This window comes from Kribbella sp. (assembly GCF_035655035.1).
Lineage (GTDB): Bacteria > Actinomycetota > Actinomycetes > Propionibacteriales > Kribbellaceae > Kribbella.
In genome coordinates, this window is the sequence record NZ_DASRVN010000080.1 from 1 (window position 1) to 6,258 (window position 6,258).

Consider the following 6,258-nt stretch of genomic DNA (forward strand, 5'->3'; position numbering starts at 1 on the left):
CATGGTGTCGGCGGACTTGGTGCTGCAGCGGCAGGTGGCGAACCGGTGGGTACGCGGCGACGCTCCCGGGGCGAACCGGTGGTTCCGCCACTACAGCCCCTCAATCGGCCTACGCCTTCCCCGCAAGGCTTTCACCCCACCACCCCACGTCGACTCAGCAGTCCTACTACTACGCAAACGCTAAACACCCCCCGCCCCTCGCTCCGCCCGGGGCGGGGGAAAGGAACCCAAGCCCACCCCCACGGTGGTCACGTTCGCGTGCGCGCTGGCGATCGTCCCAAGGGTTTACGACGGAGCCGCGTCCGCGCCGGCGGTGGTCCGACGGGCCTACGAACGGGTCGGGTCCGCCCCGACGGTGGTCGTTTACGTGCCCGACGGTGGCCGGCTCCGGTGGCGGTGGTTGCGTTCGCGCCGAGGTGTTCTCCGGTCACGAAGAGCCGGGTCCGCGCCCACGGTGGTCGCGTTCGTGCCGACGGTGTCCTACGGGTTTATGAAGGAGCCGAGCCCGCCGCGAGCCACCAGCGCGTTCGCGAAGCAGCTCGCAGAGCAGCAACAGCACCCGTCGACAGGCTCGTACCTGTGGTCAAGTCGCGCGCATCCACCCACCCCGGGTGGCGGCCGTACGAGGTGTTAGCCGTGCCAGGAGGTCCAGAGGGCGGCGTAGGAGCCTTGGTGGGCTACTAGTTCGTCGTGGGTGCCCAGTTCGGTGATTTGGCCGTCTTCTACTACGGCTACGCGGTCGGCGTCGTGGGCCGTATACAGGCGGTGGGCGATGGCGATGACCGTTCGGCCTTCCAGGACCGCGGCCAGTGAGCGCTCCATGTGGCGGGCTGCTCGTGGGTCGATCAACGACGTGGCCTCGTCTAGGACGAGCGTGTGGGGATCGGCCAGCACCAGTCGGGCCAGGGCCAGTTGCTGGGCTTGGGCAGGTGTCAGCGACAGCTGACCGGAGCCGACCCGGGTGTCGAGCCCCGCGGGAAGTGCCTCGGCCCACTCACGGGCGTCGACTGCCCCAAGCGCATCCAGTAGCTCAGCATCGGTGGCCGAAGGACGCGCCATCGACAGGTTGTCGCGCAGCGTCCCCACGAACACGTGGTGCTCTTGTGTCACCAGCGCGACCTGCTTGCGGAGCTCGTCCAGCGGCAGGTCCGTCATACCGACCCCGCCAACCGTCACGGACCCGGTCCGCGGCGGGTGGATGCCCGCGACCAACCGTCCAAGCGTCGACTTGCCCGCGCCGGACGGGCCGACCATCGCGATCCGCTCGCCCGGCTGGATCGTCAGGTTCACGCCGTGCAGTACGTCGCGCCCGTCGACGTACGAGAACCGCACGTCCCGCGCCTCGACCAGCTCGCCGGACGGCTGCTGACCCGACGGCGTCCGGTCGTCCGGTACGTCGCTGATCCCCAGCAACCGCGCGAACGCCGCACCGCCCGACTGCAGCTCGTCCAGCCACGACAGCAACCGGTCCACCGGATCGATCAGCTGGTTCACGTACAGCACCGCGGCAGTCACCGCGCCCAGCGAGACATGCCCGTGCAGATGCAACCAGCCCCCGAACAGCAGCGTCCCCACCACCGGCACCAGATACCCCAGCTCAGCCGCCGGGAAGTACACCGTCCGCAAGAACAACGTGAACCGCTCAGCGAGATAGCTCCCGCGGATGTCCTCGTCGCCGCGCCGCACGCGGTCGTCGTACCGCCGGAGCGCCTCCACTGTCCGCGCGCCCTCGACCGTCTCCGCGAGTGAGCTGGTCATCTGCGCGTACGCCGCGTTCTCGCGAAGGTACCCGTCCTTCGCCCGCCCGAGGTACCACTTCGTGCTCAGCAACAGCAGCGGCACCATCGCGACCAGCGGCACCAGCACCCAAACGCCGACCAGCACCGTCGCCACCGCCGTGAACACCACGGTGACGGACGCGATGATGGTCTCCGGTACGGCGAACCGCACGGTCCGCGACAGCGTGTCCACATCCCGCGAAGTCCGCGAGAGCAGGTCACCGGTACCGGCCCGCTCGACCGTACCGATCGGCAGCGCCAGCGCGTTGTCGACGAACTCCTCGCGCAGCTCGGCCAGCACCTGCTCGCCGAGCGCGAACGACTTGTACCGCGCCCAACGGGTGAGCAGCGACTGCGCGACGATGAACCCGGCGATCACAGCGATCACCAGGTTGACCTTGGCCGCGGTCGTGCCGTGCTGCACGTCCTGGACCAGGTTTCCGATCAGTCGCGGCGCTGCGAGCCCCGAGACCGCCGCGAGCGCGTGCAGCAGCAACGCGGCCAGCAGCGTCCGTGGATGCCGGCGGGCCAGCCGCCGGGCGTGCTGCCGGATCTCGGCCGACCCGGCCACGGGCAGGATCTGCCTCATCGCAGGGCCTCCTCTGCTTCGGTCTGACGGGTGACGGTCCGGCGGTACTGCGGAGTGGACGCGAGCAGCTCGCGGTGCTTGCCTGCGGCAACGACGCGGCCGGCCGCGACGAAGATCACCTCGTCGACGCGGTCCAGCAGCAGCGGGCTCGCGGTCAGTACGACGGTGGTCCGCCGGGCGCGGTGGTCCCGCAGCCGGTCCGCGATCCGCGCCTCGGTGTGCGCATCGACGGCCGATGTCGGCTCGACCAGGACCAGCACCGACGGGTCGGCGAGCAGCGCCCGCACCAGGACCAGCCGCTGGCGCTGGCCGCCGGAGAACGAGCGGCCCTTCTCCTCCACCTCGGAGTCGAGCCCGTCCGGCAGCGCCACGAGCACGTCCTCGGCGGACGCCGTACGCATCGCGGCCAGCAGTTCGTCGTCGGTGCGGCGGCCTGTCGGGTCCAGCTCCGCGCGCAGGATCCCCGTGAACAGCTGGGAGCCGGTGTCGCTCACCAGGATCCGCTCGCGGACGTCCGCCCGGGTGGCGCTGGCCAGTGTGACACCGCCGTACCGCACCTCGCTGCTCTTGTCGTACCGCCCGAGGCGGTCGGCGAGGGAGCCGTAGCTGTCCGGCTCGGCGGACACGATCGCGGTCAGCAGCCCGTCGCGGGCGCGGACGCCGGAGACCGGGTCGACCAGGTCGCCGTGCTCCGGCAGCCGCACCGGTGACTCCGGCTCGACGATGTCGGACTCCAGCTTGAGCACCCGGATCACGCGGCCGGCGGCCACCAGGCCCCGCATCAGCTGGTTTGCGAACTCGGTCGCCGTCCGCAGCGGCAGCACCAGGAACGTCGCATACCCGTAGAACGCGACCAGCGACCCGGCGCTCAGCTGACCGTGGAGCGCGAAGTGCGCGCCGAGGCCGACGACCAGCACCACAAAGATGCCGGGCAGCAGCACCTGGGCCGCGTCCAGCACGGACTGGATCCCGGCGACCCGCACCCCGGCCTTGCGGACCTGCTGGGACTCGGTCCGGTACCGCTTGGAGAACGACTCCTCGCCGCCGATGCCGCGCAGCACCCGCAGCCCGGCGACGATGTCGGAACCCAGCGAGTTCAGCTCGCCGACCGCGTCGCGCTGCGCGGACTGCCGCTTGTGCAGCGGGCGCAGCATCGGGCCGAGCGCGAACAGCATCACCGGCACGCCGATCAGCACCACCAGCCCGAGCACGGTCGACGAGGACAGCAGGATCACCGCGACCACGAAGAACGCCACGATCGCGCCCGCGAACCGGGCGGAGATCTCCATCAGGTTCCCGATGTAGGACAGGTCGCCGGCGCCGATGCTGACCACCTCGCCGGTGGCCAGCTGCTTCGGCAGCGTGGCGCCCAGGTCGGCCGACTTCCGGGTCACCACCTGGACCGTCCGGTACGCCGCGGTCAGCCAGTTGGTGACCGCGAACCGGTGCCGCATGATGCCCGCCGTCGCCTGCACGACGCCGACCACGAACAGCAGCGCGGTCCAGCGCAGCAGCCGCTCGCCGTCCTGCGCCGCGATGCCCTCGTCGATGGCCCGGCCGAGGAGCGCGGGAATCACTGCTTGCGCACCCATCCACAGGATGCCGAAGCCCATCCCGCCGGCGAGCGTGCGGGACTGACCGCGGGCGACCCACCACAGGTAGCGGGCCGGCGAGCGATGGTTCGGGAGGCCGGGGTCGGCGAGGGGCAGTTGTTTCATGGCCCGTTCAGGCTAGGTCCCGGCTCCGACAGTTTGCATGCGAATTAATCGCAGCTGTGGACCCCTGAACCGGCACGATCGACGACATGACGAGGGGACGGGGGTGGCTGGTCGGGTACGGCGCGCTGACGGTGGCGCACCTGGTCACGATCGCGATCGGCGAGACGTGGTCGCAGCTGATCACCAAGGTGCTGCTGATGCCGACCCTGGCGATGTGGGTACGGGTGAACGGCGGTCCGGTGACGCTGCTGGTCGCCCTGGTCGCCTCGCTGGTCGGGGACTTCCTGTTACAGGTCGACCAGCTCCTGCCGGGCATGCTGGCGTTCGGCGTGGCACATGTCTGCTACGTGTTGCTCTTCGCCCGCCGTGCTCGTAAGCGGTCGCTCGTGCTCGTGGCGGCGTACGGTGTGGTCTGGCTGGCGGCACTGGTGGTGCTCTGGCCCGGTCTTGGAGACAACCGGATCCCCGTGGCCGTCTACTCGCTGCTGGTCACTGCCACGGCCGTCACGAGCGGCTGGAGCGGCTGGCGCGCAGGTGTGGGCGGTGCGCTGTTCTTGATCTCGGACGGGCTGATCGGCGCGGGTTTGGCAGGACATGACTTCACAGCGCGCGACTATCTGGTGATGGCGACGTACTGCGTCGCGCAGTACCTGCTGTCGAGCGGTGCGCTGCGTGGTGACAGTCGGTAGACCTTCACCTTGCGTTGGGCAACGGGTTCCCGTCATGCAATGTCGGGCCCCTGTCCTTGATCCATGTTGGTGATCGCGCATCGGGGAGCGAGTGGCTACCGTCCGGAACACACGCCGGCGGCCTACCGGTTGGCCGCGGCCCAGGGAGCCGACTACCTGGAACCGGACCTGGTCGCCACCCTCGACGGCGTCCTGGTCTGCCGGCACGAGAACGAGATCTCCGGTACGACGGACGTCGCGGAGCACCCGGTCTTCGCGGACCGGAAGATCACCAAGATCGTCGACGGGACCGCCGTGACCGGGTGGTTCGTGGAGGACTTCACGTACGCCGAGCTGCGCACGCTGCGGGCCCGTGAGCGGATGCCCGCGCTCCGGGCGAACAACGCGGCGTACGACGGGCTGGAGGAGATCCCCACCTTCGACGAGGTGGTCGCGCTGGCGCGGCGGGAGTCCGCGCTGCTGGGGCGGCCGATCGGGGTGATTCCGGAGATCAAGCACCCGGCGTACTTCCGGCGGCTCGGCCTGCCGCTGGAGGAGCTGCTCACCGAGCGCATCCTGACGCTCCGGCTGCGGCCGGAGGAGATCATGGTGCAGTCGTTCGAACCGACGAGCCTGCGCCGGCTGTCGGTGATGACCCAGGTGCCGCTGGTGCAGCTGATCGACGCCGAGAGCGCGCCCAACGACTTCCTGCGGACGGGTGACGGACGGACGTACGCCGATCTGATCGAGCCGCGAGGGCTGCGGGAGGTGGCGACGTACGCACAGGTGCTAGCGCCGCACAAGGACCTCGTCGTACCGCGTACTGCCGACGGCTCCCTCGGGGAACCGACCCGGCTGGTCGACCACGCACACCGCGCCGGGCTGGCAGTACAGGTGTGGACGTTCCGCGCGGAGCGGCGGTTCTTGCCGACTGCTACCGACTTCCCGACCGAACTGACCCGCTTTGCCGCACTGGGCCTCCAGGGCGTCTTCTCCGACCACCCGGACCAGGCGGTCGCAGCACTGCGCAAACCGGCTCTGAACTTCTAAAGATCCGCACGCAGTCGCGTCAGCACCTGCCGTACGCAGGGCGCGAGCTCCTGGTCGATAGCTCGGCTCTGGTCCGTGCTGAGAACCATCCGGGCCGGTGTGGCCGGCCTTGCCCGGAGCAGGTTGGTCCGCAGATACGTCGGCGGATGGGTCGCGTCGGTGCGGGTTTCGCGGATACGGCTCGCCCGGAGGCTCCGCTGGAGCTCACGGGCCGGTACTTCGGTGACGGCCCGCCGTACCGCTTCCAGTGGTTCGATCTCCGTGGGGAACCGGACCGCACGCACCATCGCGCGGTACGACGCGTCGGCCAGCAGCATCCGCTCCAACGCCTGCGCCGTCGTCTCCGAGCCCGCGATCTCGCCCGCCTTCCGGTCCGCCAGGTACTCGGCGCGCTGACTGCTCCGCAGCCGCAGCCGGTTCAGCAGCCAGGCGGTGGCACGCACCAGGACGCCGAC

Annotated in this window: 4 protein-coding genes and 1 pseudogene; 2 read left to right on the forward strand and 3 right to left on the reverse strand. The window is 70.1% G+C overall.

The annotated features are described in order from the left end of the window. Positions 1 to 630: 630 nt before the first annotated feature. Positions 631 to 2,367, reverse strand: coding sequence for an ABC transporter ATP-binding protein (locus tag VFF46_RS04995; RefSeq protein ID WP_325035828.1), 1,737 nt, complete (start codon positions 2,365 to 2,367; stop codon positions 631 to 633). Then, entirely contained in the window at positions 2,364 to 4,085 is a 1,722-nt protein-coding gene (locus tag VFF46_RS05000; protein WP_325035829.1) for an ABC transporter ATP-binding protein, read from the reverse strand. Before VFF46_RS05000 ends, VFF46_RS04995 begins: the two co-directional genes overlap by 4 nt. 86 nt (positions 4,086 to 4,171) lie before the next feature. Here VFF46_RS05000 and VFF46_RS05005 point away from each other — a divergent pair, with 86 nt between their 5' ends. After that, positions 4,172 to 4,774, forward strand: a complete 603-nt coding sequence (locus tag VFF46_RS05005) for a lysoplasmalogenase (protein WP_325035830.1) — start codon at positions 4,172 to 4,174, stop codon at positions 4,772 to 4,774. 63 nt (positions 4,775 to 4,837) lie between these two features. After that, entirely contained in the window at positions 4,838 to 5,803 is a 966-nt protein-coding gene (locus tag VFF46_RS05010) for a glycerophosphodiester phosphodiesterase (RefSeq protein WP_325035831.1), read from the forward strand. Here the strand turns inward: VFF46_RS05010 and VFF46_RS05015 are convergent. After that, a pseudogene (locus tag VFF46_RS05015) lies at positions 5,800 to 6,258 on the reverse strand (hypothetical protein); the annotation flags it as partial. The gene VFF46_RS05010 and the pseudogene VFF46_RS05015 sit on opposite strands and share 4 nt — an antisense overlap.

Bases quoted from the DNA above. Each gene is read 5' to 3' on its own strand.
- VFF46_RS04995 (WP_325035828.1), bottom strand. From the start codon at position 2,367: ATGAGGCAGATCCTGCCCGTGGCCGGGTCGGCCGAGATCCGGCAGCAC.
- VFF46_RS05000 (WP_325035829.1), bottom strand. From the start codon at position 4,085: ATGAAACAACTGCCCCTCGCCGACCCCGGCCTCCCGAACCATCGCTCG.
- VFF46_RS05005 (WP_325035830.1), top strand. From the start codon at position 4,172: ATGACGAGGGGACGGGGGTGGCTGGTCGGGTACGGCGCGCTGACGGTG.
- VFF46_RS05010 (WP_325035831.1), top strand. From the start codon at position 4,838: ATGTTGGTGATCGCGCATCGGGGAGCGAGTGGCTACCGTCCGGAACAC.